Genomic DNA, 23,786 nt, shown 5'->3' with positions numbered 1-23,786 from the left:
GAGGATTTTTGGGAAAGCATACAACGGTGCAAACGGAAAAAAGATTGCTGTAGAATATAACGGTGAACAGTATATGCTAAAGTTTCCGCCGTCTGCAGAAAAAAAGCCAACGGATTTGTCATATACAAACAGCTGTATAAGCGAACATATTGCTTGCAGCATATTTAATATGCTTGGAATTAAGGCGCAGGAAACGATACTTGGTACGTTTAAGATAAACGGTAAAGAAAAAATTGTGTGTGCATGCAAGGATTTTACATCCGGAGGAAAGGTTTTTTATGATTTTTGTTCTATAAAAAATTCGATTATCGATTCAGAACATAACGGAAACGGTACTGAACTGTCTGAAATTCTTGAAACGATTGAAAAGCAGCAATTTGTAGACCCCCAAAAATTAAGGGAGCATTTTTGGAATGTATTTATAGTTGATGCATTGCTCGGTAATTTTGACAGACATAACGGTAATTGGGGATTCTTATATACCGATAAGATACAAAGTTTTGAGATCGCTCCTGTGTTTGATTGCGGCAGCTGTCTGCTTCCGCAGGCAGATGAAAGAGTTATGATGCAGACCCTTGAAGATACCGAGCAGATGAATACCCGAATTTTTAATTTTCCAACGTCAGCAATAAAGCTCAACGGAAAGAAAATAAACTATTATGATTTTCTTATAAATAATGATTTTGAGGATTGTAATAAGGCATTAATGCGGATCGTTCCTGATATCAATAAATCAAATATTTTCAGCATGATTAATAATTGTATGTATCTTTCAGATCTGCAAAAAGAGTTCTATACAAAATACATTGATTCAAGATTTAATAAGTTAATCATTCCTGCATATGAATGTGTTTTAGCTTTAAAACATTCGCTAAAAGCGGAAGAAACAGATTTCGACATGACAATGGAATAAGGATCAGAGAGCCGCAATGCGGCTCTTTTTTCAGCGTCGTATACTGTGTTGATTTTAATGTCTGAATATGGTATACTTTGGTAAACAAGGCGGTGATAGAAATGAACATAAGAGGCTTTAAATTCTATCTTTCAGAAAATGAAGTATGGATGACAAAACGTGTTCCCGTGCAGTTTATCTCTGATAATCTTAATTGAGTCTCAATGTTTCGATATATATAGCTTAAGGACGGCTGTTTTACTTCAGTCGTCCTTTTCATATATATACAAAAGAAAGAAGGGTTGTGTATGAGTATAACGGCAGCGACGGTCAAAAAAGCCGCGGCGGTTTTGCTTCCCAAGAAAAAGGTAAGGAAAGCTATAGGCTTTGCCGCCGCTTTTTTAATAACGCTCGCTCTGCTTCCGGTAATGCTGCTGCTGGCAATGGGTCATCAGCTGACAAAGGCGGAGGATGAATACGGAAATATAGATTTCAGTCAGTTTATGCAAAGTCTGTCTCCGGAACAAAAGGAGCGTTTTTCACAGATGAAGGACGACGGCAAGGCTATTGAAAAGGAAATGGAAAAGCTCGGAATCAAGGATATGATCGTCAAAGCTCAGATAATATATCTCACATATTTTGACGACGTTCACAAGTCAGATGATATATCTCACATATTTTGACGACGTTCACAAGGATGAGGATTTTTTTGCGGAATACTGTTCGCTTTTCAAAGAGAATGATAATGAAAAGCTGATTGAAAATCTCGGTAGCAAATACAATCTGAGCATTGATTACAGCGAATTTATGCGGTCGTATTCTGTGATAGTTAACGTCAGCATAAATCCGTATCTGTTTGTGAATTTTGATTTAAAGAACAACATAGACCTGTCGGTCTGGGCTGAAAACGCCTATGAAACTCAGTGGGGCTGTGTTCCCCATACCGACGGCAGTCCGCTGACAGATGAAAAATACAAGGCGCTAAAAGAAAAATATCCGCAGGATATCACCGCAGACTGCGACAAATGGCTGAGCCGGAGAACTGTTGATAATTACAATTTGCTGAGATCGTATCTATGGTACGACCACGAAAGCGGAACGATTTCCGAGGATAATTATCCGATCTCCGATATGACCGTTCAGGAGCTGTTCGATTCGGCGGACTTAAAAGGAAATATCGAAACTCTTCCTCAAACCAAGGGTATAGCTGTTTTAAAAGAGAATACGATAGGTATTTATGTGGGAAACGGTAATGCGATATATGCGAAATCTGCCGAGGACGGGATAGTAAAGGAGAATATCTCAGCCGGAGGCTGGACCTCGTGGTTTGAAATACCGTGGATACAGTACGGCGATGAAAAAAGCTTCGGCAATGAAATCAAATTTGAAGAATATGACGAAAAGAAGAAAAATAATCTGGGACTTGTTCAGTGGGCAATTCAGGCTCACGAAAACGGCTGGGGTTATGTCTACGGTACATACGGAAATGTCCTCACGGAATCAATTTTACAGGACAGAGCTTCTGTGTTCGGAGAAGAAGTAACAAGCTATATGGACTTTATCCGTGAAAACTGGCTTGGAAAGAGGACGTCGGATTGCGTTGGTTTGATTAAAGGATACGGCTGGTATGACAGCAAATCCGGAGAGGTCAAGGTCGGTTCTAATGGTATGGCGGACGTTGGAGCAAACGCTATGTTTACGAATGCGACTGTCAAAGGCACGATAGATACCATACCGGAAGTACCCGGACTTGCCGTTTGGTCGGACGGTCACATCGGTATATATATCGGCAACGGCGAAGTGATCGAAGCCATGAATACGCTCCGAGGCGTTACAAAAACAAAGCTTGCAGGGCGCGAATGGACGCACTGGCTTCAGATTCCGTATATCAGCTATGTTGAAGAAAAGGAGTAAAATAAATGAAAATATATAAAAATGGAATGTCAAAGGATTTCCCCATGACAGTTTTATCTTTGCTTGAGGAAATGGATTTACAGGATTTCGGCAATAAGATTCTGAACTGCAAAGGCGCTGTGAAAACCTCTTACGGAGTGATATACGGCAAGAATATGGATCTGTTTTCAGCTATAACCCTACAGCCGGAACAGGAAGAAATACAGGAATGGAATATGGAAACGGGGATGAGTCTATGAAAAAGTCGGTTGCAGTTTCGGTCAATGAAGAAAAATTGTCAGCAATAGAAATGTATTTAGAGCAGAAGAACACTACGCTTGCGGCGGAGCTTGATAAGTATGTCGATCAGTTATATCAGAAAAACGTGCCGCAGAATGTGAGAGATTTTATTGATATGATGTCATCAAAGAAGCCTGCGGTAAAGCGGGGAAGTCCTCGATTGCCGAATCAGAAAAGCAGTCTGAGCAGTAACTCCCCCCTGTTCGCACCGTGTGCCGCTGTCTGAGATTGTTGCTGCGGAGCGTGAAGCGGAAATGAAAACGCAGGACTACATTCCGTTTGGCATAACCTTCGGATGAAAATAACCGATAAACCCGAACAGCTTACGTTCGGATTCCCAAAAACGTAAAGGAGATTTTGTATGAATTATAGAGGCTTATATATTTCAAAGTGCCGTGACACAGGCATTGAACGAGAGGACAAGAACGGCAATACGGTAACCGCAGAGGGCTGGTTTTATCAGGTTTCACAGATGATTCGATGGCTGAGGAAATAGACAACTTCTGTGGAGCCGTAGGATATGAGCTGTCCGATGACAGTGAGGAAACCGCTGAGCAGTTCGCCCGTGAGGTCGTTGATATGGAAATAAAGGAATATCAGCGCTATAAAAACGAGCTTACAATGTGAGAGAACGTGATTTAACCGCCCTGTCGCCAACCGTGTGCCGTCGTGTGCGATTTTATAGGCACAGGCAGGGTAAGTTTACCCTTAAGGACAAGCAGGGCTTATTCGGGGCTTTTTGCGCAGAGTTTCAGAAAGGCGGAAAATATATGTATGAGGTGAAAAATTGTCTTGCAAGTTAAAGTCGGGTGAACCCGACGTTCACAGCGTACGGCAAAGCCGACCGCATTTAAGCCTTTGTACAAAAGTAATATAAACCGATTTGGGTGGCTGTAAAAATATTTTTGCGGAATTTGAGTACACCTTTTTCGAATAAAAGCCGTAATTAAGGAGTATTTCAGGTGCGTGTAAGCAAGGAGCGGATAAAATTTGAGTAAAGAAACGAAAATACGCATTCCTCTGTGGATATACCCATCCACAGAGGAAAAAATCAATCAGAATTTCAAAGCGGACAATTGCAGATCGCAAAGCGAGTTTATAGAGAAAGCAATTAAGTTCTACATCGGCTATCTCAGCGAGGAAGATAACATAAACTATCTCTCCCCTATGATAACCGAAACGGTCAAGGCGCAGATAAAGGGAACGGAGCAGCGGCTTTCAAGACTGCTTTTTAAAGTCGCCGTGGAGCTTGGAAAGCTGTCGCATATGACCGCCGCTGTAAACGAGGTTGACGATGCGCTTAACAGTCTTCACGCTATGTGCGTAAACGAGGTGAGGAAAATCAACGGCATCATTGATTACGAGGACGCGGCTGAATATCAGAACAGCTGATACTTTAACGAATGGAGATGATATAACTGGTGAAAATAATCGTAACAAGCCGTTATTTAAAAAGCGGCAGCGGAAACAGAAAACAGCTTTACCGCTATGTAAAATACATCGCGACCCGCGAGGGTTCAGCGCCGATACCGAATACAAACGAACACGCTCCTGCCTCTAAAAAACAGCAGGAGCTGATTTTTTCTCTGCTAAAATGTTTCCCCGACGGCAAAGAGTTATTTGAATACGAGGACTACCAAAAGAATCCCACTATCAAAAACGCTTCCGCTCTCATATCGGAAATACTTGACCGGAACATGGACCGCCTTACAAGCCGTAAAAACTATGTAAGCTATCTTGCTAACCGTCCGGGCGCTGTTAAATTCGGTAAGCACGGTTTGTTCTCGCAGTCGGACGAGCCTGTCGAGCTTGAAAAGACCGCAAAAGAAATAGCGGCTCACGGAGGAAACGTCTGGACTCATGTCGTTTCCCTGCGCAGGGACAGCGCTCAGGCGATGGGCTATGACAAATTAAAAGCGTGGCGGGACTTAGTCAAGCGGCAAATCGCTAATATTGCAAAGAGTCAGAAAATCGAAATGAAAAATCTCAGATGGTACGCCGCGTTTCATGATAAGAAAACCAATCCTCACGCGCATATAATCGTGTACTCCGCCAACGAGCGCGAGGGATTCCTCACCAACCGCGGAATAGAAAAAATACGAAGCGGCTTTGCAAACGATATCTATCAGGACGAGCTGCACCATTTATATCAGCGGCAGACCGACCTGCGAAATCTTCTGAAAAAAGAGTCGGCAGAGTTTATGCGTAGGATTGTAAATGATATTGCAGGAAACGCCTTTGAGGATACGGAGCTGATAAAGCTTGTTGGTAAACTTAACGATCAGCTTAAATCTGTAACGGGCAAAAAAGTATACGGATATTTAAAGCCGGAGGTCAAGCAAACGGTCAACGCAATTTTTGAAGCGCTTGCGGAAAATGATTCTATTCAGAAAATGTATAAGCTGTGGTGTGAAATGGAACAGCAGAAGCACGACGTTTATTCCTCTGCTAAGCTTCAGTTTCCAACATTAGTTGATAATAAGGAATTTAAATCCGTCAAAAACATGATCGTTCAGACTGTGCTGGATATGAATAGTCCTGTTATTGATATTGAGATTGAAGAACCGGAACTGACAGAAAAAACTGATAACGATGATATAACAGATATTCCTCCAATGTTTGATAATGACAATATGGCTGACGGAGATTTTACTTGGAATGATAAAAATGCAGTGACATCTGATACTTACAAAACTCCGAAAAGCAGATACTATTTAAAATGGAGCAATGAATACAAGGAAGCCTGCAGGATCATCTATGACAAAAGCTCGAAGCCTGAAGATTTTAAAAAGGCTGAACAGATTTTAATTTCTGAATCTGAAAAAGGTAATCTGCTTGCCATTCACGATTTAGGAAAGCTGTATTCCACAGATAAGCTCGGAGAAAAGAATGATGAAAAATCATTTTCATTTTACAGGGAAGCGCTTCATGCTTTTACGGTAATAGAACCGAACGCTGATTCCGTGTTCCCCTATGAGCCGAGATACGAAGGTCAGAATATGAAGTCTGCGGATATGCGCTCTTACGTTTGGTACAGAATAGGCAAAATGCACTGCTACGGTCTGGGAACGGAACAGAACTATGAAAAAGCGTTTGAATGGTTTTTAAAATCGGCTCAGGAAGGAAACAAGTTTTCGCAATACAGTCTTGCTAACCTTTATTACTACGGCAACGGCGCGGAAAGGAATCTTAAGGAAGCCTTCGGCTGGTATGTGAGATCGGCGAAACAGGGACAGCCTTATGCTGCTTACGCCGTAGGTAATATGTATGAAAATGGAGAATCGGCGGAAAAGGATAAGAAAAAATCACAGGGATATTACAAACAGGCTCTTTCGGGATTTTTAAAGCTTGAAGCAGACGGTCAGGCGGACGATAACCTCTTTTACAAAATAGGGGCGATGTACAAAAACGGTCTTGGCACAGAGGCTGACATGAATAAGGCTATAGATTATTTTAAACGTTCCGCAGAGCTGAACAACAAAAACGGGTTATATGAATACGGCAAGGCTCTGCTGCTTGGAGAGAATATTACTCAGGATATACCAAAGGCTATGGATTGTCTTGAAAAAGCGGTAAGGCTCGGAAATCTGAATGCCAAGCGTTTTCTTGCGCTTGAATATATCAGCGGAGAACATATTGAACAGGATATTGACAAGGGTATTGAAATGCTGACCGAATGCGCGGATTTCAGCGATCCCTTCTCCTGCTTTTTACTCGGCAGAATATATTTCAAGGGGGAATTTGTGAACAGGGATCTTAGCAAGGCTGAGAAATATCTGCTAATGGCAGATAAGGACAGCGGACACGCTTGCTATTATCTCGGCAGGCTGTACCTCGAAGAAGAAATATATGATCTTGACAAAGCTGTTGAATGGCTTGAAAAGGCGGTAAATTATGATGAAGTCAAGGCGAATGCTTCGTATTCGTTAGCTAAAATACTCTTGGAAGATAACAAATATCATGATACACAAAAGGCAATAAAACTACTTGAACTATCTGCCGAAGAAAACAATTGGGCTTCGTTTCTGCTGGGAAGGCTTTATCTTTTCGGTACGGATGATATTGAGAAAGATAAGGAAAAGGCGATGGAATGGCTTAACAGGTCGGCGGACGACGGAAACGTTTATGCTCAGACTTTTCTGAATGAAAGCGGAAGCTTTGAAAACACAATACTGGCAAATACGGTTTTAAGCTTGTTCATAAATCTCAGCAGATGTATTGAAGATGATTACATAAGAAGATACAGATCGGTCAGGACGTCCGCAGACAAAAAGCTTAGGCGTATGATAATTGAAAAGAAACAGGCGCTGGGGATCAAGGAGGAGCAGGAGTATGTGTAAGTTGGAGCAAGTAAATTATTAGTAAATATAAACAATTATTTCTTTGACAAACTGACTTCATGAAGGAGAACAGTCAGAAAGAAAAAATGTACAGCAGATAGGAGGAATGTAGTTGTGAAACAAACCATTAAAGAATTTATTCAGGAACATCAAGACGCAGAACTCCATCTTATGACGCCCGGAGGTTATATAGACATGTTAGCAAAAGAAGCTGACTTGCTCTTGAACGGTGAAGATGTAGCTGCACATTTTGGTGTGAGAGGAACAGATTATATGATTTCCGCCGAAGAAGTTTTGAAACAGGAAATCTACAGTGTCAATCAAGATGAACAAAATGCCCGTTTTTATATAATAACTGAAATGCCGGAAAAAGAAGTGCAGGCTGAAAGTTTCGATTGTACGATGGGAGGAATTCAGCTATGAACATAAAGTTGATTACAGAAAAAGATACAGATCGGTCAGGATGACGACAGACAGAAAGCTAAGACGTATGATAATAAAAGGAACAGGCTTTGGGGATTAAGGAGAAATTTGGCTAAATCTGCTAAAATTTTATTGCTATTTTTATGCAAATTATAGATTTTTAAAAAATTGCCAAGAATTATTAATTAAACTCTTGAATTATTATATATATTGTGCTAATATTTTAATTAATATAGGTATATTAAGTGATATTTTATAATACTTAATATGATATATAAATAATTTTAATAGCTATATTGGATGGAGGTTCTATGAAAAGAAAACTTGTTTTAATTATGGCAGCTGTTATTTTAGCTTCGAATTCAACAGCCTGAAAAATTCTGAAAACACATTATCGACCGATAATGATAAAAGCCGAAGTACACAAAGCAGTATTTCCAAATCGGTATCGGAAAGTACGGAAAGCGATACTCAGAGCAAAACTGAGATTCAGTCGGAAATAAATGAGTACGACGGAACATTTAACGAGGATGTTTTTGATAAGATCGTCAGTAATGTTGTTATAGGCGATAAAACTTTTTCATTTCCATGCTCGCTGGATGATTTGGGTGATGGTTTTACTTTTAGAAAAGAAACCATGATATATGAAGAGGAAACAGAATTAAGAAGCTGTGGATTATTATATGACAAAAAATCTTTGGCTGCGGTAACAATGCATTGTGCGGTAGATGATAAAGATTATAGTGATAATAAGATAGGTTCAATAGGGTTTACATTTTTGAATGACGATTTACCAAAAGGAATAAGCTTGTCAGTTAGGCAGTATTGAAATCAATGACTGCTGGGAAGCCGATTGAAAAAGTCAATATGAATAATAAAAAGATAGAATATAAATATGAAATATCAGATACGAAACATCTGGAATTTGTAATTAATTCTGAAGGTCTGATAAAAAGAATTAGTTTTACATATTTTTAGGAGGAAAATAAAATGTCAATTAGTGTCTGTATTATTTGAATAAACCTTACATATAAAATATTAGTTAATTTATACAAATAAAATAGCAATCAGTTAGAAATATATACAAAAATGAAGAATATAGTAAAAACATATTGCATTTTGATTTATAGTAATATATAATTAACATTATATCACTAAATAATACTTTTTAGTGATATAAGATTCTAAATTGACGTTTAAGGAGGACATAATGAAGAAAATTTTTCAACGGGCGCTATCAGGCGTTCTGTCTGTGCTGTTTGTCGGACAAGTGCTTATTTACGGCGACGGCAGCTCACAGGGAATCGCTCATGCTGAAACGATTGCAGACATCAAGGAATCCCTTGAGCTTTCAGGAAACGCAGACGAACTAAAACAGGAGTATGAAAATGCGTCAGACGGATTAGGAGAAGTGGAATACTTTAACACTTCGGATGGAATTTCACTATACAGTGCAAATACAGGAAAACCGTCTGTTGCTGAATCATGCGGTTTGTCTATATCCGGATATGTAGGACAGTACGGTACATATTCAGACTTGACAAAAGTAAAAATCCTCATATTTGACGGCTGGGATTTGGTATATGAAACCACTGCAAATGAAAGCGGTTTCTTTACGGCTTATGCCGATGGTCTTGGTACTGAAACAAATGTAAAGATAGAGTGCGACGGCTATCTGCCGAGATTCTATAAAGGCATGGGCTGGGGCTCATACTGGATCGGTAGCCCTGATGAGCCTGAAATGCTGATACCGGGCGATACAACATGGAATGAAGAACAATCAAACCAGTGGAGCGATGAACAGATAAATTCTGCCGACGCAGCGTATGTGGAAGGCTGTATCGGGGCATATATCGGAGATGATAATTACAATTTATCATGCGATTGGGACGGCGACGGAACAATAACGCAGGCTGATCTGGATAATGCAAAAGCATATATAGAAGCAAATGATCAGCTCAATATTAGCGGATTAGCATGGCTTGACATTGACGGAAGTGGAATTATAGACGGCGGAGATATTGATCTTATGTACTCCTTTGCCGGATTATCAGCTGAAGGCGACTTATCTTCACTCGACTTTAATGGTGACGGATATATTGATTATGATGATGTTCAGTATTTTATTGATATTATAAGCGAAACTGATATTTCGCTGTATAACCTTGATCTTTATCCTGATAATATTCTTGATGAAAACGATATTTCATTGCTTTCTTCACAGCTCAATTTAAGAGGAAGAAGTGAGAACTATTTTGAGTATATGGACAAGGATGAAAACGGAACTATTGATCAAAGCGACTATAATTGGTTTGCTGATTATGGAAATCAGTATGCAGGCTCGAATCCGGAAAACAGCTACAAGAAAAATATCAAGCTTACGGGTTACTGCTACAATCCCGGCGTATTCAGCCTGCATGACGCTAATCTTGACCTGAACGGAAATGTTCTTGAAGTAGCGGACTGTATGTATTTTACAACAGATATTCCAGCTTTATGGTCAGGAAATAAAGGCGCTACCCTTGACTTAAACGGCGGAGAATTGTATGTGTATAACAATTTTGTATTCCGTACTGCATCGCCCGATGGATGGAGCGGTAATGCCGGAATGGATCTGCTTATGAACGGCGGATTGCTGTATATTGATCAATGCTTTGACTTTGGTCAGGCAAACTGCTATGACCGTATTATCATGAAAAATGCAATGGACGAACTGGCGGTATACGGCAACTGGCAGTACGTCACGCTTGCAGATATGGAAGGTCAGTGGACAGCCGGACACATTTATGTATGCGGACCTACATGGCAGGTAAATGAAGCCTCCGGAGATAAGGCAATATACTCAAGCGGAGAGCATGTCATTCATTTTTATTATGAAGGCGGCAAACAGACGATTCTTTGGGATAACCCCGAAACATATATAGATAACGAGGACGGTTCCTATAATACTGACAGACGTTTTAATTTTGATTATGTTGATGAAGAAACCGGAGAATGCCTTGGCGTTGATTTTCCATACGGTTATTCAGAAGATTTATACTGGTTCAGACCTTGGTGGCGTCCTTATGACGAGCCTGATTACACCCTCTACCGTAAGGGATGGGAAATGGGCGATGGAGTTCACATTGCAACAGGAAATTACACCAAAACCTTTACTGATTTAAGCGTGGAATCTCCCGGCGTGCAGTCTGATTTTGTCAGAACATACAACTCTACAAGCGATGAAGAAGGCAGCTTCGGTATCGGCTGGGACTTTAATATTGACGTAAGCAAAATGGTAATTCCTGCTGAGGGCTATTATCAGGTGGTACTTCCCGACGGCTCGAATACAACCTTCAAGGACAAAGAAGGCGGCGGTTATGAATGCCTTAACGCTCACAGTACAATGGTAAAGAACGGCAGCGAATATATTGTAACCAATTCGGCTCAGTCAAAATACTATTTTAATGCGGACGGAGAAATGTACAAGGTTGAGGACGCGGAGGGCAACAAGCTTACAATTTCCTCCATGTCCAATAATCAGAGAATTGTAACCGATTCCACAGGCAGAACCTACAAAATCACTTACAACGGTAATTCCGAGCATTCCCGTGTAACAAAAATTGAAGATACGGCTGCCGGAAGAACAGTTACCTATGAATACAATTCTGATTTTCAGCTGATTTCCGCAACAAATGTTGCTGGCGGCAAAGAAACCTATTCATACGATTCAAACGGTCATATGAATAAGATTACAAACTGCTATGGCGAAGCTACAGATCAGATTACTTATTATGACGACGGCAAGGTTGATTACCTTGTAAACGCTTCCGGTCTGAAACAGGTTTATACCTATGACAAGGCTAAGAAGCAGACAGGCACTAAGGAGTACGACGGCGACAATCTGGTAAAAACCTTTACTTACGATTACGATGAAAAGTACGCAGTAAATACAAATAAGGTGGAAACCGACGGTCAGACATACGAGGTTGACAAAATCACCTACAATATGATCGACGATGAAAACAAGTACGATGAAATTAAGGAAAGCGTTGACATCATGGGCAATACTACCAAGTATGAGCGTGATGATAACGGTAACGTTACAAAAACAACCAATCCCGACGGTACATATACTTTAGCAAATTACAACAGCAAAAACAACGTAACCGCAGAAGTTGACGAGATGGGCTATGCAGCCATCAAGGCTTACGATAAAGACGGAGTACGTTTAATTAAAGAAGCGCAGAGCCTGAATCCGCTGTCGCAGGCGGACATTGATACTGTTACCGCAAAGAACTTTGATCCGATTACATATCTTGCTTCCAACGAAAGCAGCTACGCAATTACAAGTCACGAATATTATGCCGACAGCTATGTCAGCGGAGTAATCGGACTTATAAAAAAGACAACCGATCCTGAAGGAAATATCACAGAATATGATTACTACAAATCAGGAAACGGAAAAGGTCTTGTAAGCGAAAAATGGGTTTACGGCAACGGTATTTCAAAGCCGGAGCATGGTACTCGTTATGAATACAACGCACAGCTTCAGGTTTCTAAGGAAACAAGTCCGGAGGGCTATGTTAAGGAATACGAATACGACAAATTCAATAACGTTACGGTTACAAGGGACTACGGAACAGGCTCGGAAGCGACTGTTACAATCACAGAGTATGACAAGCTGAGCCGCAAGACTGCTGAATATTCTCCAAATTACTCTGCCGATAAGAGTCACGGCGCTTTGATTTCTTATTATCCTGACGATAACAAGAAAACAGAAACAGACGCTGAGGGCAACGTTACTTCTTACAAATACGACGCATACGGAAATGTTACTGAAACAACAAATCCTGACGGTACGATAAATATTGTTGAGTATGACGGTTTACAGCGTGAAAAAGCAACGTATTTCAAGTGGAAAGCAGCCGCCGAAAAACAGATTCTGACTTCAACGGCTTATGAATTTGCAAAGAATCATGGCTTTAACGTTTATACAAGTCTTGATAATTCGTCATCTAAGTCATGCAGCGGTCTGAAAACTATTAAGACAACCTACATCACCGCTGATAAACAGGTAGTAAATGAAACGCTTGCCGACTGGAAAGAAAATACGGTTTATGAAAAGACCAACGGCGAAACCAAGCGTACAAGCGCTTACTATGCAAATGGGCAGCTCGCTCGTCAGACTGACGCGCTGAATAACACTACAAAATATGAGTACGGCTATCTGAACAAGCTTACGAAAACTTATACGCCGTTTACTTCTGAGAATGACTCCGTTACAGAAAATCAGTATGATAAAAACGGAAACGTAATCCTCACAAAACAGACAGTTCAGAAAGAAGATTCAAATACTCCGAAGTACAGCATTACGCAGAATGAATACAACGGTCTGGGACTGCTTTCAAAGGTCACATTAAGCGGAACAGGCTCAAATGAAAAGAATATCACGCAGTATTTCTATAACCATGACGGTATCGAAACAGAAATGCGCACAGGTCTGTCATCTGACAGCGATACTTCATACCTGAAAACAGAGTATGTGTATGATTCACGTAATCATCTGGTACGCACGACCGACAGCACAGGCTACAATTCCGGTACGATCACATATGACCTGAACGGCAACGTACTCACAAGCACAGACGCAAACGGCAATATTACAACAAATACCTATGATGCGCTGAACCGTGTGCTTACTTCAAATACTGTAAATTCCAATGATTCTTCCAAGAATGTCAGCAAGTCGTATACTTATGACAGCATGGGAAGAATTACAAAAACCGTAAGCAATGGACTTACAACAAATACCGTTTACGATGATCTGGGCAGAAAATATACGGAAACAGAGTCTGACGGTAATGGCTATGTATCATTCAGAGGTTATTTCTACGAGGGCGTTTCGCAGTATATGAGGCAGCAGATTGTAGGAATCAACAATCTTCTGATGTATTCGTATACAAGCTATGAATACGACGGTGAAATGCGCGTAGTCAAGGTTAAGGAATCTGGAAATGAAACTGTTTCCTATACCTATGACGCAAACGGCAACAAGAAGTCTGAAACCCTTGCAAACGGCGTAGTTTCCACCTACACCTACAACAAGAACAACAAGGTAACAGGCATTACCAACAAAAAGGGAAATTCCACAATTTCCGAATATGAATATTCCTATTATTTAGACGGTTCTGACGCTTGCAAAGTACGCAGCGAAAGTGGTATAATAGAAACAACATCATATGAGTATGACGGTCTGAAAAGACTGACGGAGGAAGCTGTTAAGGTTGGAAACAACACGACAGATACCTACACATACGAATATGACGATTACGGCAACCGTTCCAAGATGATGGCAGAAGGTACTGAGGATTATGTAACCGAGTACAGCTATGTTGATTCCAACGGCAAATACACTGCGCTGCTTCAGAAGGAAGTAAAGACTGTTGAAAATGAAGCTGATGAAAATCTGATTAACTTAAATCCGGCTTCAAACATAAAGCAGACGGTTTACACATATGACGCTAACGGAAATCAGATCACAAAGACTGCTGACGACAAAACTGAAACCAACACTTATGACGGTCTGAATCAGCTGATTGGATTTACGGATGGCGAAACTGTTGCAAGCTATGCTTACAATGTGGACGGTCTTAGATATGAGAAAACGGTTGACGGTCAGAGAATTAACCATGTCTGGGACGGTAACAAGCAGATTGTTGCAGACATTATTGACAACCAATTCTATGAGGCTGACTGCTACATCAGAGGAACAAATCTTGTTGCTAAGTATAACTACTGGAACGGCAATAAGTCTGAGTATACCTACTATACGCAGAATGCGCATGGGGACGTTGTAAATCTTACGGATTCAACTGGTGCGGTTGTAAAGTCTTATACCTATGACGCATTCGGTGTTGAGAAGAATATTGATGATTCTGATACTAATGCGTTCCGTTATTGCGGTGAGTATTACGACGCTGAAACGGGTACGGTTTATCTCAGAGCGAGATACTATGATCCTGAGATTGGAAGATTTATTTCGAGGGATAGCTTTGCCGGTAAAAATGAAGATCCGCTTAGCTTGAATCTTTATACTTATTGCGAAAATAATCCGATACTTTATTTAGATGAAAGCGGAAACTGGCCTAAATTAAGTCAGATACTAACAGCAGTGGCAGTTGTAGCAACAGTAGTAGCAGTAACAGCCGTAGTAGTTGCAACTGCAGGAGCAGCAGCACCTGCAGCAGCGCTTGTTGGCGGAAGTATGGTATCATCCGGTGCTTTTGTTACAGGTGCTACCACGGTTGCATTTGCATCAGCTAAAGTAGCGGCTGTTTCAGCAGGAGCGGCAGCAGTTTCTTATGGAGCAGAAACGGCTATTTCTTATGCAAAGGAAAGATCAAAGTATCCTATTGGAAGAAGAAAGCATTATACATCTAGAAAAGACGCTAAAGAAGCTGCAAAAAAAGCGGGAAATGGAAAACCTCCTGTTCATCATCCTGATGGTAATAAACCCCATTATCATCCAGACGTACCTAACTCTCAAAGGGATACTCCGCATAGACCTTCCTCACATGATCATTATTATTATCCGAAAGGAAAGTGATGTATATTGAGCAGTATTAAAGAATTATATAATTCTTTATTAAATAATGATTATAGCAATATAAAAGTAAATGAAAAATACAAAAGAGATAAAGATGGAAATACATTATTACACTATGCAGTTAAAGATGCAAATTTTGAAATGGTTCAAGACTTAATTAAATTAGGATGTTGTCCAATTATACCTAATTTTAATATGGAAACGCCCTTGATTCTATCTGCACTATCAGAGAACTTTAACATCTTTAAATTTTTAATAAAAGAATTTAATGATATATTGCTAAAAGAAGAAAAAAATGAAATCCTTGCTATTTCAGTCTCATCCGGAAATATTTATCATGTTCGTTTATTGCTAGAAATGAATTATGATCCTAATGTATTTTATAGGAATACTCCTATAATTTTATGGGGAGTGGAATCCGAAAGCACAGATATAATTAAAATATTATGTGATAAAAATACTAATCTTAACTTGGCAGACGAAGACGGAATGTCAGCATTATATGAGGCTTCTGCTAAAGGATTGGTTGATATTGTTTCATTGTTATTAAAACATGGAGCTAACAAAGATATAGCTTCTAATGATGGAACGACACCTTTAATTATAGCCAGTTGCTATAACCAATCTGATGTTGTTAATTTACTTTTACATCATAATGCTAATATAGAAGCTAAAACAAAAAAAGGAATGACAGCATTACTTTATGCCGTTTCCTATGGGAATATTGAAATAGTAAAAGCATTATTAGATGCAGGAGCAAATATAAAAGTAAAGGATTATAAAGAAAGGGGAATAGATTTTTATGCAATGAAAATTAAAAATAAAAAAATAAAATCAAATTTATTAAAGCTACTTAATATAAAAGATTTTTTATAAGATAAAGATGAAATGAACCTATAAGTTTTACAATAAACAACGCAGATGGGCTTCTACGTTGTTTATTGTTTTTTTATCATTGATGCTTAAAGGTAGTCGAATAAATAATATTAGATTTACAAGTGCAGTGAGGCCGAGAACTGGAGAAGTGGTGCCAGCCTGTAAAAATTGTACAAGTATATTTAAGGAAGCTTTTCGATAATATTAAATAAAATATTTAGTGGTAATTAAGTGAAAATTAATAAAGAAGATCTTCCATTTCTTGATTTAATATGGTTTGCAGTTGATAGATTCAATAAGGTTATTGAATTGACATCCGGCGGTAATGCAATACTTCCTGATTTTATTATTAAATCTGTTGAGGATGTTGAATTTCTTGAAAAGTATTTTTTTGATGAATTTAAGTCATTCACAAAAATACAGTATTACTATGATTATGGCGGAGGATCTCATAGAAAAAATCAAAAAATAGACAAATATGGCGAACCTCAGGAAATTCAACACATAAAAAAGAAACGATATGAACAGCTATTGAAAATACCGATTTTTAATGAAAGCGTTGATTTAACTTCAAAAGGAATATACTGTTTTGATACCTGTCCACGTGATCCGAATGGACCTCTTATAAATTCATATCGTATAGTTGCCGAACCTAAAGTACCACTAATTTTGTCTGATTTAAAAGATGATAATGTAAAAAGAATTTTGAGCAATCAAAGATTGAATGTTGATGTTACGACACAAAATATAATTTTTATATAAATTCATGTTAATTTGACATTTCTAACAGAACAAAACTCGCTTATAAAGCTTGCTTTGCTCCGCTTTTCTTTATCGATAAATCAAATTACAACATTTCAATAAGGCAACTAAAAAGATTCCACTTGCAACCCGCAGGTGGAATCTTTCCCTTATTTCAAAACCCTCAAATTTGTCATGGGGGCAAGACCTTTGCTGATAAGAATTTCATTGCATTTAGAATTGGAATAATAAAAGAAATGTAAGTAAAATATATCCTAATGGATATACCCCAGGTGGAGGGACAGGATTCCTACCAGGAGAGACTTTCCCAGGTAGTAGGCCAAGGAGGTGATTTTTTATAAGTGTTATATATGACCTTCCATTGAACGATGCTTTTATTAATAAAGTAGAAATAATGGAAGATTACATTATTATTTATATAGAGCTTTACAATGCAAAAGTCATCAAAATAAAATTTATTAATTATTATAAAATAATTGATAATTGTTCAATTGGTAAAGAAATTGGTGACTTTACAATCAAGAAATCATCTAATTTAGTGAAACAAACAATATATGAGGAAATTGAAAGTGGTGCTTCAAAAAAGTATATGGATGAAATAGAAATAAATCATTTTATTCTTTTTGAGGCATGGGAAAGAAAAAAAATAATGGAAATCGTATACGAAAAAATGGAAATAGAATATTTATAAAAATAATCTTAGATGTTCCATAGGACTTAAGGAATCTAGTATGTATTCCTTGAAGTTCTCTCTAAAATGAGCTTGCTTTGCTCCGCTTTTCTTTACCAATAAATCAAATTACAACATTTCAATAGGGCAACTAAAAAAGATTCCACTTGCAACCCGCAGGTGGAATCTTTCCCTTATTTCAAAGCCCTCAAATTTGTCATGGGTGCAAGACCTTTGCTGATAAGAATTTCATTGCATTTAGAAACCGTAATTTGCTTATTGAAAGCACAGGAATCCAGAAAAAGCTGATAGAGCCAATTCTCCTGCATACAGGGCGAAGATATGTTAGAGAATGGGATTATTTAAGTGGGAAAACAAGAGGCTGGCATGAAACCTTGGACCATTTTGGAAACGTAAGACAGGTTAGACCTGATACATCTATTACTGGTGGTCAAAAAGTCCATTATTGTTTTAATAAACAAGGAAAATACACTGGTAAATGGTGAACGGAAGGAGTCAATATGAATGAACCCGATTACAATTATGTGTACAATCAATTATGCAAAGTTAAAAATGATATATCATTTAGGGAAGAAGTCGCTGATTGGGCGCAACAATTTTTGGTTGATGATGATTTGATTTTCAAAAACGAACGATCATGGGATTTGATAATGATTTTATCTGGAATAGATATTAAAGTAAGTCCGAGTGAATATTTATATGGTAATGAGGATTTTGAAAAATGGTTAAAAGAATTCGGTTAAAACATTAAAGATTTTCATGTGTTTCTAAAGGAAGCATATACATTGTTATTGTAAAAATGGAAACAATTTTTAATAGAGTAAAACTTGTATTGATTTTTCAAGTTTTACTCCGCTTTTTCTTTACAAAAGCATTAGAATAATGCAAGAGTAAAACAAACCTTATTGTTTGTTTTACTCTTATTTTTTTGACACACCCCCCTTGTCACCATAACACGGGAAAGTTAATAAGAAAAAGGAATATATATAAATACAAAGAGAAGTGTATAGATTAATATTCAAAACGGAACGTGTAAAAGCGTTCCGCTTTTTTTGTCTGCAAATTTGTTAATTGTTTCATAAATATCAACTGCCAAACTACGCCATAGCGTAACTTCAGGCTGGCATATTAATGTTTAATAAATAATTTATACTATTTAAGCACACTTTTCGAAATTTATATAAAAACATAGATAATTTAGTGATATAATAAAAATTAGAAAAAGCAACCAATAAAACCAAAGAGTAAACAAGCTTTTAAGGCGTGTTTAGCTCAAACTCTGTTGTGCTTTAAAGGCAGAACGGAGTTTTTTTATGCTCATTTTTAAGTGGCAGATCTTTGTCGCCGGATATCCTTATACTTTCGTTTTTAAAACAGGGGTCTTAAAACACCCCTCCCACTCCCTTATAAGTAGAGGTGGAAAAAAGCCTCCTGGATGATAATGAACTTCTATTTAGCAAAATATGCCAGCGGCATATTTCGGGCGCCCCTTGACCGGGGAATCAAGCAATGAGGGCGGCTCTGTGAGAACCACAGAGGGATGAGATTTCCATGAGATCGATAAGCTGTCGATCGTTTCCGGTATTCCGAACAAAGTGAAACGAAAACACTACTGGTTTCGGTATATGCGTATGTACCCTTCTGCCAAAGAAACGAGAAACAGAAAAAAGCCTTTTTCCGCCTTTTTTTAAATTAATTTGCATAGAAATGTGAAATACAAAATTACTGAAATTTAATTTATAACCATATAATTTGTTATTTATTGACAAAAATAGAGCCTTTTATTGTTGGGAATGCTAATTGAATTATCACTGTTTATATGTTATAATTTTAATATAAATAATAAAGGAGCAAATTAAAAATGTTTTTAAAAAAGAAAAAAAGATTGTTAGAATGGCAAAACACATTATTAGATAAGCCATGCTCAAAATTAATTACCACTGAAATGGACCTAATAATTATAACCGAAGCAATAATCAAAAACTATTTTAAAATAACCGAAGATAGCTTAGATTTATTAACAACCACAATCAATCCGGATATATTTTTCAAAAGACTTGATTTATTTTATAAAGAGTTAGAATTTATTTCACGAATAGAACTTTATGTAAATTCACAAAAAATATCTCCCGATTTTTTAACTCTTGCATATAATAAAAAGCAGAGCTTGATTTTTAATTTTTTAAAAGGATACTTTTCTTCCGTTCTTGAAAAAATATCAATATTAAAAACAAATAAATCCAAAGCCTGTAGCCTGCAAAGCTTTTACTACTCATTAGAAAATTATAAATCCTGTATGAATGAAGAAAACATAAATTATTATACTAATTTGTATAATACAAGTATAAAAAATTATTTAGAAATTGCGGTCTATTGATATAATTACTGCATTAAAATAAAAACATCTTTACTTTTACGTTGTGGTGTGCTAAAATATAAACATGAATTAAAATAAAACGGAGGTTTATCTGTGAACAATAAATTAAAGGATAAAGCTATGGACGACCTGTTCGACGCCGTTCTATGTCTTGAAAGCCGCGAGGAATGCTACGATTTTTTTGAGGATCTGTGTACTGTTTTAGAACTCAAAGCATTGTCGCAGAGACTACAAGTTGCAAAAATGCTCAGCGAACATCATGTTTATAATGACATAGTATCAGCAACCGGAGCCAGTACGGCTACCATAAGCAGGGTAAACAGATCCTTAAACTATGGCTGCGACGGCTATGATATTGTTTTTAAGCGTATGAAGGAAAAGAAATCAGATGAGTAATGGATACGAGGTTTTTGCACAGTATTACGATACGCTTACACAAAACATAGACTACAGAAAAAGGGCGTTATACTTTGATTTCCTTTTACAGAAGTACGGCGTCAAGCCGAACGGTTTGGTTCTGGATTTAGCATGCGGAACAGGCAGTTTATCTGAGGAATTAGATTCATTAGGATATGACGTTATTGGCGTAGATAATTCCCCGGATATGCTAAGCATTGCGATGAATAAGAAATTTGAAAGCGGAAAAAATATACTTTATATATGTCAGGACATGAGGAGCCTTAATTTATATGGAAATGTAGACGCGGCAATATGCGCTCTTGACAGCATTAATCATCTTGAAAGCATTGACGATGTTAAAAAGGTTTTTAAAAGAGTTCATCTTTTCTGTGAACCAAAAGGACTTTTTATTTTTGATATCAATACAGAATTTAAGCATAAATCAATACTCGGCGAGCATACATTTATATATGACGCAGAGGATGTTTACTGTGTTTGGAAAAATAGCTGTGAAAACAGCCGTGTTTTGATAGAATTGGATTTTTTTGTTCCGGATAAAAACGGACGTTACAGCAGATATGAAGAAAGCTTTTACGAAAATTCTTATCCGCTTGAGCTGATTGAATCCGCACTTAAAGAAACAGGATTTGAAATATTGCTGATCCGCGACGGCGAAAAAGATTCCTCTGTAAGCGAAACTACGCAGAGAGCAGTTTTTGTTGCTCGCAGGATTTAAATCAATAAATAAACAGGAGTAAAAACTCATGGGAATATTAAAAAGAGCAATTTCAAAGGACGCGTCTGTTGTTTCAATGGCAATCGACGCTACCGATATCATAAACGAGGCTGAAAAAATACATAAGACCAGCGCAGTAGTAACAGCCGCATTAGGACGCCTGACTATCGCCGCTTCAATGATGGGATACGGTCTTAAGGGAAAAGATGATTCTGTAAGCATTAAAATGGACGGAAACGGTCCTGCGGGTATTCTGATAGCTGTTTCAGACGGCATGGGAAATGTAAAAAGCTACGTTCAGAATCCTGTTGTTGAAATTCCTCTGAATGATATCGGAAAGCTTGACGTTGCCGGAGCTGTGGGAAAAGAAGGAACTCTTACCGTTTCAAAAGACCTGGGACTTAAAGAACCCTATTACGGTATGGTACCGATAGTTTCAGGTGAAATAGGCGAGGATATTGCAAACTATTTTGTATCAAGCGAACAGGTTCCCACCGTCTGCGGATTAGGAGTTCTTGTAAATCCGGATTTATCAGTTAAATGTGCCGGCGGCTTTTTGGTTCAGCTTCTTCCCTTCGCCGACGAAAACTGCATAGATACAATTGAAAAAAATATTTCTGAAATCAGTTCTGTAACGGATTTGTTTGAAAAATATACTCCCGAAAAAATTGCTCTGAAGCTGCTTGAAGGTCTTGAGCCAAATATTCTTGATGAAGCTAATCCAATTTATAAATGCGGGTGTTCAAGACAACGCACTGAAAGATTACTTGCTTCGCTTGGTAATGAGGAGCTTGATAAGCTTGCTGAAGAGATGGAAAATATTGATGTCGACTGTCATTTCTGCGGTATAAAATATAGATTCAGTCCGGAAGAAATTAAAGGATTGAAAAAAACATGAAAAATTTTCAAAAAGGTATTGACAAATTAAAGCTGATGTAGTATAATAATTAAGTCGTTTGAAATGAATGAAAGCGATTTGATTATGTGGGAGCATAGCTCAGCTGGGAGAGCATCTGCCTTACAAGCAGAGGGTCATAGGTTCGAGCCCTATTGTTCCCACCATCATGGCCTGGTAGTTCAGTTGGTTAGAACGCTAGCCTGTCACGCTAGAGGTCGTGGGTTCGACTCCCATCCAGGTCGCCATTAGATATGCGGATTTAGCTCATCTGGTAGAGCGCCACCTTGCCAAGGTGGAGGTAGCGAGTTCGAGCCTCGTAATCCGCTCCAGTATGGCGCTATAGCCAAGTGGTAAGGCATGGGTCTGCAACACCCTGATCCCCAGTTCAAATCTGGGTGGCGCCTCCATACTGATGCTGATTTATCGTCAGCTAAAAGATCCGTTTTTAAACGGATCTTTTTTTATGCTCTGAATTATAATTATTGCAGCGGATCAAGATTTTTTAAATCTTGATCCGCTTAGTCTAAATTACACTTTTATACTACATATACAATTTCTGCGCTTTTAAATCTATTCTTAATTTCTTTTCTCAAAAAAGCTTCTGCCTCGTCCCTGTATTCTTGTCTGTAATAATATTTTCCACGGCCGCGGCCTGTCATTAACTCCCTATTATATAAGCGCAAAGCGCCGGGAAACGCCTGATTATTAATTGCATTCTGAACATAGCTGTATGTCATAAAAATCACTTCTAAAAACATTTCGTTTTTAACCTTATCAGAAAGTCTTTCAAAAAGCGTATTCAAAAGCTCAACATATAGTTCCTTCCAACTGTCAATTAATATTACAGGAGCAATAAGCAAGCCTACCCTATACCCTGCCTCGCACATTTTATTTACCGCTTCAATTCTTTTATTAAGAGATGAAGTTCCAATCTCAACTTTTTTTATTATCATCTCGGGATTAACGCTCATTCTGAATATAACTTTACCATTATGATTTAAATTAATAAGCTTATCCACCATATTAAATTTAGTAGGAAATGTAATAAATCCTCTGCCCTTGTTTCCAAATTCCTCAATAGTCCTTATAAGATTTCCTGTAATTTCATTTTCCAAAATCAAATCGCTGTTGCTTCCTATTTCAAAAGTACATATTTTTTCAGTTTTGCGGGACTTATTAATCAAATTATCAAGCATCTGGTCAATATTTACATAAATCCGCAGATAAGAGCATTTGTTATAATTACAAACGAGATAACAGTAAAGACACATAGCGCTGCAGCCGGAAGAGGAATAAGGTACAAGATAATCGGAAATCTTTTTGTTTTCATTATATTTATGGGTTTTTCGTATACCGACTATAAGATACTTTTTTAACTCAGTAAAATCATAATTACTTCTTGTTCGCAGCTCTTCAATATTATTATGGCTTTTTATAGGAATCCATTCCACATCGGTATACATATTTTTTAGCTTTTTTCCCAGCTCATATTCAAGAGCCTCAGGCTCATAATAAATTTTTTTAGGATACATATCGGCTCCTTGCTTTAACTTTTTTATTATACTCTGCATTTATAAGTATTATATTCATTTTAAAACATAAGCCTGATAT

Annotated in this window: 22 protein-coding genes and 4 tRNA genes; 25 read left to right on the top strand and 1 reads right to left on the bottom strand. The window is 38.0% G+C overall.

Annotation, left to right across the window (positions count from 1 at the left end):
* From ACYQ0N_RS06270 to ACYQ0N_RS06150, 25 genes are all read left to right on the top strand, one after another.
* Positions 1-913: HipA domain-containing protein (locus ACYQ0N_RS06270; RefSeq protein ID WP_460162149.1), on the top strand; the 913-nt coding region annotated here is incomplete at its 5' end.
* A gap of 287 nt (positions 914-1,200) precedes the next feature.
* Positions 1,201-1,575 (top strand): hypothetical protein, encoded by a 375-nt coding sequence (locus ACYQ0N_RS06265; RefSeq protein ID WP_460162148.1) that lies wholly within the window; start codon positions 1,201-1,203, stop codon positions 1,573-1,575.
* On the top strand, positions 1,553-2,806 hold the full coding sequence (locus tag ACYQ0N_RS06260; RefSeq protein WP_460162147.1) for a hypothetical protein: 1,254 nt from the start codon (positions 1,553-1,555) through the stop codon (positions 2,804-2,806). Before ACYQ0N_RS06265 ends, ACYQ0N_RS06260 begins: the two co-directional genes overlap by 23 nt.
* 5 nt (positions 2,807-2,811) lie before the next feature.
* Positions 2,812-3,045, top strand: coding sequence for a hypothetical protein (locus ACYQ0N_RS06255; RefSeq protein ID WP_460162146.1), 234 nt, complete (start codon positions 2,812-2,814; stop codon positions 3,043-3,045).
* Positions 3,042-3,311 carry a DUF6103 family protein gene (locus ACYQ0N_RS06250; RefSeq protein WP_460162145.1) on the top strand — a complete coding sequence of 90 codons (270 nt, stop codon included), beginning with the start codon at positions 3,042-3,044 and terminating at the stop codon, positions 3,309-3,311. The genes ACYQ0N_RS06255 and ACYQ0N_RS06250 overlap by 4 nt, the downstream gene beginning before the upstream one ends.
* Positions 3,312-3,446: 135 nt before the next feature.
* Positions 3,447-3,581 (top strand): hypothetical protein, encoded by a 135-nt coding sequence (locus ACYQ0N_RS06245; RefSeq protein ID WP_460162144.1) that lies wholly within the window; start codon positions 3,447-3,449, stop codon positions 3,579-3,581.
* A complete protein-coding gene (locus ACYQ0N_RS06240; RefSeq protein ID WP_460162143.1) occupies positions 3,566-3,712 on the top strand; it encodes a hypothetical protein in 147 nt (48 codons plus the stop codon). The genes ACYQ0N_RS06245 and ACYQ0N_RS06240 overlap by 16 nt, the downstream gene beginning before the upstream one ends.
* Positions 3,713-4,075: 363 nt before the next feature.
* A complete protein-coding gene (locus ACYQ0N_RS06235; RefSeq protein ID WP_460162142.1) occupies positions 4,076-4,477 on the top strand; it encodes a hypothetical protein in 402 nt (133 codons plus the stop codon).
* A gap of 29 nt (positions 4,478-4,506) precedes the next feature.
* Positions 4,507-7,425, top strand: coding sequence for a MobP3 family relaxase (mobP3, locus tag ACYQ0N_RS06230; RefSeq protein WP_460162141.1), 2,919 nt, complete (start codon positions 4,507-4,509; stop codon positions 7,423-7,425).
* A gap of 114 nt (positions 7,426-7,539) precedes the next feature.
* The gene (locus ACYQ0N_RS06225) at positions 7,540-7,848 is read left to right on the top strand and encodes a hypothetical protein (protein WP_177532727.1); all 309 of its coding nucleotides are present in this window, start codon (positions 7,540-7,542) and stop codon (positions 7,846-7,848) included.
* Between the two features lie 604 nt (positions 7,849-8,452).
* Positions 8,453-8,677, top strand: coding sequence for a hypothetical protein (locus ACYQ0N_RS06220; protein WP_460162140.1), 225 nt, complete (start codon positions 8,453-8,455; stop codon positions 8,675-8,677).
* Positions 8,678-8,682: 5 nt separating this feature from the next.
* Entirely contained in the window at positions 8,683-8,826 is a 144-nt protein-coding gene (locus ACYQ0N_RS06215) for a hypothetical protein (RefSeq protein ID WP_460162139.1), read from the top strand.
* A 232-nt stretch (positions 8,827-9,058) separates the two neighbouring features.
* Positions 9,059-15,436 carry an RHS repeat-associated core domain-containing protein gene (locus ACYQ0N_RS06210; RefSeq protein ID WP_460162138.1) on the top strand — a complete coding sequence of 2,126 codons (6,378 nt, stop codon included), beginning with the start codon at positions 9,059-9,061 and terminating at the stop codon, positions 15,434-15,436.
* A gap of 6 nt (positions 15,437-15,442) precedes the next feature.
* A complete protein-coding gene (locus ACYQ0N_RS06205) occupies positions 15,443-16,312 on the top strand; it encodes an ankyrin repeat domain-containing protein (protein WP_460162137.1) in 870 nt (289 codons plus the stop codon).
* Positions 16,313-16,543: 231 nt separating this feature from the next.
* The gene (locus tag ACYQ0N_RS06200; RefSeq protein ID WP_460162136.1) at positions 16,544-17,074 is read left to right on the top strand and encodes a hypothetical protein; all 531 of its coding nucleotides are present in this window, start codon (positions 16,544-16,546) and stop codon (positions 17,072-17,074) included.
* Positions 17,075-17,435: 361 nt separating this feature from the next.
* On the top strand, positions 17,436-17,765 hold the full coding sequence (locus ACYQ0N_RS06195; RefSeq protein WP_460162135.1) for a hypothetical protein: 330 nt from the start codon (positions 17,436-17,438) through the stop codon (positions 17,763-17,765).
* A gap of 500 nt (positions 17,766-18,265) precedes the next feature.
* Positions 18,266-18,508: a hypothetical protein gene (locus ACYQ0N_RS06190; RefSeq protein ID WP_460162134.1), complete on the top strand. Its 243-nt coding sequence runs from the start codon at positions 18,266-18,268 to the stop codon at positions 18,506-18,508.
* A gap of 1,118 nt (positions 18,509-19,626) precedes the next feature.
* Positions 19,627-20,142 (top strand): hypothetical protein, encoded by a 516-nt coding sequence (locus tag ACYQ0N_RS06185; RefSeq protein WP_460162133.1) that lies wholly within the window; start codon positions 19,627-19,629, stop codon positions 20,140-20,142.
* Positions 20,143-20,235: 93 nt separating this feature from the next.
* The gene (locus ACYQ0N_RS06180) at positions 20,236-20,538 is read left to right on the top strand and encodes a YerC/YecD family TrpR-related protein (RefSeq protein WP_177531527.1); all 303 of its coding nucleotides are present in this window, start codon (positions 20,236-20,238) and stop codon (positions 20,536-20,538) included.
* The gene (locus tag ACYQ0N_RS06175; RefSeq protein ID WP_460162132.1) at positions 20,531-21,277 is read left to right on the top strand and encodes a class I SAM-dependent DNA methyltransferase; all 747 of its coding nucleotides are present in this window, start codon (positions 20,531-20,533) and stop codon (positions 21,275-21,277) included. The genes ACYQ0N_RS06180 and ACYQ0N_RS06175 overlap by 8 nt, the downstream gene beginning before the upstream one ends.
* A gap of 28 nt (positions 21,278-21,305) precedes the next feature.
* A complete protein-coding gene (gene hslO / locus ACYQ0N_RS06170) occupies positions 21,306-22,175 on the top strand; it encodes an Hsp33 family molecular chaperone HslO (RefSeq protein WP_460162131.1) in 870 nt (289 codons plus the stop codon).
* Between the two features lie 88 nt (positions 22,176-22,263).
* Positions 22,264-22,339, top strand: a tRNA-Val gene (locus ACYQ0N_RS06165).
* Between the two features lie 4 nt (positions 22,340-22,343).
* Positions 22,344-22,420 (top strand) — tRNA-Asp (locus ACYQ0N_RS06160).
* An 8-nt stretch (positions 22,421-22,428) separates the two neighbouring features.
* Positions 22,429-22,504 (top strand) — tRNA-Gly (locus ACYQ0N_RS06155).
* Between the two features lie 4 nt (positions 22,505-22,508).
* Positions 22,509-22,582: transfer RNA gene (locus ACYQ0N_RS06150), tRNA-Cys, on the top strand.
* A 129-nt stretch (positions 22,583-22,711) separates the two neighbouring features.
* Here the strand turns inward: ACYQ0N_RS06150 and ACYQ0N_RS06145 are convergent.
* Positions 22,712-23,707 carry an SPL family radical SAM protein gene (locus tag ACYQ0N_RS06145; RefSeq protein ID WP_177531524.1) on the bottom strand — a complete coding sequence of 332 codons (996 nt, stop codon included), beginning with the start codon at positions 23,705-23,707 and terminating at the stop codon, positions 22,712-22,714.
* Between the last annotated feature and the right edge of the window lie 79 nt (positions 23,708-23,786).

Source organism: Ruminococcus sporogenes (assembly GCF_054655175.1).
The sequence above is the reverse complement of the archived record's forward strand: the minus strand, read 5'-3'. Positions and strand labels throughout refer to the sequence as shown.